Annotated in this window: 3 protein-coding genes, 1 tRNA gene and 1 other RNA gene; 1 reads left to right on the top strand and 4 read right to left on the bottom strand. The window is 68.4% G+C overall.

Annotated elements, in window-relative coordinates:
• Window positions 1-1456, bottom strand: a 1456-nt coding sequence (locus tag ACFWA9_RS38720; RefSeq protein WP_380394220.1) for a DNA polymerase III subunit gamma and tau, incomplete at its 3' end; no start/stop codon positions are given.
• Window positions 1457-1528: 72 nt separating this feature from the next.
• An RNA gene (gene ffs, locus ACFWA9_RS38725) (signal recognition particle sRNA small type) lies at window positions 1529-1619 on the bottom strand.
• Between the two features lie 146 nt (window positions 1620-1765).
• Here ffs and ACFWA9_RS38730 point away from each other — a divergent pair.
• Window positions 1766-1850: transfer RNA gene (locus ACFWA9_RS38730), tRNA-Ser, on the top strand.
• Window positions 1851-2070: 220 nt separating this feature from the next.
• Here ACFWA9_RS38730 and ACFWA9_RS38735 read toward each other — a convergent pair.
• On the bottom strand, window positions 2071-2637 hold the full coding sequence (locus ACFWA9_RS38735; protein ID WP_363577016.1) for a PIN domain-containing protein: 567 nt from the start codon (window positions 2635-2637) through the stop codon (window positions 2071-2073).
• 1 nt (window position 2638) lies between these two features.
• Entirely contained in the window at window positions 2639-3103 is a 465-nt protein-coding gene (locus ACFWA9_RS38740) for an excisionase family DNA-binding protein (protein WP_380394222.1), read from the bottom strand.
• Between the last annotated feature and the right edge of the window lie 510 nt (window positions 3104-3613).

A 3613-nucleotide genomic window follows, 5' to 3' on the forward strand; every position in this document is an offset into this window, starting at 1 on the left:
CGGGCGCGCCCCCGCCCGGGGAGAAGCTGCGCGGGATCGGCCACGCACCCGGCGCGGGCGCTGCCGGCGCGGCGGCCTCCTGCGCCGGGGCCGCGGGCGCTGCCGGCGCCTGCACCGGGACGGCCTCCGCCTGGGGAGCCTGCACAGCGGGAGCCTGCAGGGCAGGCGCGTGCATCACAGGGGTCTGCATCGGGGGCTGCAGGGCGGGAGCCTGCATGGCGGGAGTTTGCAGGGCGGGAGCCTGCATGGCGGGAGTTTGCATGGCGGGAGCCTGCATCGGGGCCGCGAAGCCCCCGGTGGCCGCCCGGCGCTCCAGCTTGTCCAGCCGAGCCTGCAACGACAGCTCGTCGCTGTACGCGCCCGGCAGCATCACCCGGGCGCAGATCAGCTCCAGCTGCAACCGGGGCGCCGCGTTCCCGCGCATCTCGGTCAGCCCGGTGTTGACGATGTCCGCGGCCCGGCTGAGCTCTGCCGCGCCGAACGCGTCCGCCTGTGCCTGCATCACCGCGACCCGGTCCGCCGGGGCGTCGATCAGCCCCTTCTCCCCGGCGTCCGGCACCGTGGCCAGGATCACCAGGTCCCGGAGCCGCTCCAGCAGGTCGGTCACGAACCGGCGCGGATCGTGACCGCCCTCGACCACCCGGTCGATCACCTGGAACACCGTCGCGCCGTCCTGCCCCGCGAAGGCGTCCACCACCTCGTCCAGCAGCGCGGAGTCCGTGTACCCGAGCAGCGCGGTGGCCATCTGGTAGGTCACACCGCCCTCGGTCGCACCCGCGAGCAACTGGTCCATCACCGACATCGAGTCACGCACCGACCCGGCCCCGGCCCGGACCACCAGCGGGAAGACGGAGTCCTCCACCTGGATCTGCTCCCGGCCGCAGACCTCCGCCAGGTAGTCGCGCAGCGTGCCGGGCGGCACCAGCCGGAACGGGTAGTGGTGCGTCCGGGAGCGGATCGTCCCGATCACCTTCTCCGGCTCCGTGGTCGCGAAGATGAACTTGAGGTGCTCCGGCGGCTCCTCCACCACCTTCAGCAGCGCGTTGAAGCCGGCCGAGGTCACCATGTGCGCCTCGTCCAGGATGAAGATCTTGTACCTGCTGTGCACCGGCGCGAAGAACGCGCGCTCCCGCAGCTCACGGGCATCGTCCACACCACCGTGCGAGGCGGCGTCGATCTCGATGACGTCGATCGAACCGGGCCCGCCCGTCGCCAGGTCACGGCAGGACTGGCACTCACCGCACGGCGTCGGCGTCGGCCCCTGCGCGCAGTTCAGGCAGCGGGCCAGGATGCGCGCGCTCGTCGTCTTCCCGCAGCCGCGCGGGCCGCTGAACAGGTAGGCGTGGTTGACCCTGTTGTTGCGCAGGGCCTGCTGGAGCGGAGCGGTCACGTGCTCCTGCCCGATGACCTCGGCGAAAGTCTCGGGGCGATAGCGGCGGTACAGGGCTAGGGACACACCACCGACGATATCGGGACGAGCCGACAAACGCGTCGCCCCTCAACGGCCCCCGCCCGCCCCCGGGAACGCAAAGACCCCCCGCGCACCCGCCAGAGCCCTCCTACCCTTGCTGCCTTCCGGCCCTGGGGGGGTTCAGAGAGATAACGCCACACGAGGGGCTGACACCCACAGTACCGGATCCCGGCCCCCGTCCTCCACCATCCACCCTCCCCACCCCCCCGCTCCGCGATCCGCAGGCCACACCCCCGGACCACCCTCGACATACGTGGTCGCAACCACCCCCGAACATGTACTAAGCTCTCCCACGGAGGATTCGCCTAGAGGCCTAGGGCGCACGCTTGGAAAGCGTGTTGGGGGCAACCCCTCACGAGTTCGAATCTCGTATCCTCCGCCGGCAGAAGGCCCGGACCGCATCGCGGTCCGGGCCTTCGTCGTTTCCCCTCCTCCCGCAGTCGCCCCTCGACCATCTCGGCGGCTCACCGGGGCAACGGCGCGGTGCGCGACATGGAGCCTGTCCCCCCAGAGTTGCCAAGCATCGTCCCGCTCCCGTGTGAGTGCGGGTAGGCCCCGGCCAGCATCTGCTGGCGGCCGGGGCCCATGGACTCGGCTCGTCAGGTGCTCTCGACCGGTCCGCTTCGGAGCATGCTCACTGATCCGATCAGTTGGGACCTCTCCAACTGGCCCAGCACATCTTCGAACGTGGCCGGCTCCCGTCGCCGACTACCCGCAATCTCCATGACGCAGCCGTAGACCACACGGTCGTCCAGGTCGATCAAGTCCATGACGAAGTCGTCGGCGGTCTTCTGCTCGATGCCCCACTCCGCCACGTACTCGGACGGGAAATCCTTGCTGTTGTCGGTGACGATCACTTGCGCGCCGGCCCTGATCGCCGCCGCGAGGACGTGACGGTCGTCCGGATCGGGGAGCTTGAGCCCGTCAATCAGAGGCTCGTAGCCGGTGACGATGCAGTCCCGCACAGCTGCGTTCATGCGGCGCCGCAGCTCCGCACGCTTCTCGTCGTCACCGATGTCGTTCCGGCGGAGTGCAGCCTCCACCTCGTCGAGGATCTGCTCGGTCCACTTGGCTTGGACGATACCGTGCCGAGCCAGACGGATGAGCAGATCCCGCACCGTGTTCGGGTAGAGCACGTTCGAGTCGTACAGAACGATGAAGGCCATGTCAGAGCAGCCCCAGCTCCTCGTCGAGGGCCGTGAGCGAGTCGGCTGCGTCCTTACGTTCGCGGTCGTCTCTCCGCTTGTACTCCATGACATCGTTGAACTTGATGCGCCGATGGCGCCCGACCCGTTCGAAGGGGATGTCTCCCTTCTCCAGGAGACCGATTAGGTAGGGCCTGGAAACGTTGAGCATGTCGGCGGCGACCTGGGTGGACACGATGGCATTGACTGGCATGATCTGCACGCCTTGCCCGTTGGCCAAGGCGGCAAGCATGGCGGCGAACATCTCGACCGTGGGGCGCGGCAGCACGAGAGGATCGTCGGTGCCGACCTCACCGACGATGGTGATGTCTGTGGTGGCGTCCGTGTTGTGCGCGAGGTAGTCACGGACTCTACGCAGCGCCCGTTCGGCGCTTAGCGCGTCCACGGTGCCCGGCGCGATCTTCCGGCCTTCTGTGGCGGTTGCCATAGTCGAACCTCCTAGCTTCCCAGCGTAGTCGCAGCATCCGAATTATTCGAAGTATTCGCAACACCTTCCCGGATAACGATTCGGCGAACCGCTGGCTACTGTCGGTTCACTCGATCAGGGGAGCGATGGCTACCCCCGGGCCACGCCACTCTGGTCGGGCTGCAGCCGACGGGTGACCGGACCGACGCCTGCGACAGGGCGGACGCTCCCCAAGGGCCGCCTGCACGCTTGGTCTCAGTTTTGGTCTCGTTCACCCCCGTCCGGCAGGTCCAGAGTCCCCCCAGGGACCACTCCGTCGCAGGTCAGGACAAGGGTGAACCCCGGCGGACACCGTTCGTGAGAATTGGAAGGCGTGTTGGGGGCAACCCCTCACGAGTTCGAATCTCGTATCCTCCGCCGGCAGAAGGCCCGGACCGCACCCTTAGGTTCTAGTGGTCGTCGCAACGCCCCAGCTCAGGGGATGCGATGGACTTCAAGATCCGGGAGAGGCGGGACCCTCAGGGGCCTGTG

The sequence above is a fragment of the Kitasatospora sp. NPDC059973 genome, assembly GCF_042737525.1.
GTDB lineage: Bacteria > Actinomycetota > Actinomycetes > Streptomycetales > Streptomycetaceae > Kitasatospora.

Excerpts from the sequence above, each read along its gene's own strand:
- ACFWA9_RS38735 (WP_363577016.1), bottom strand. The coding sequence starts at position 2,637 with ATGGCCTTCATCGTTCTGTACGACTCGAACGTGCTCTACCCGAACACG.
- ACFWA9_RS38740 (WP_380394222.1), bottom strand. The coding sequence starts at position 3,103 with ATGGCAACCGCCACAGAAGGCCGGAAGATCGCGCCGGGCACCGTGGAC.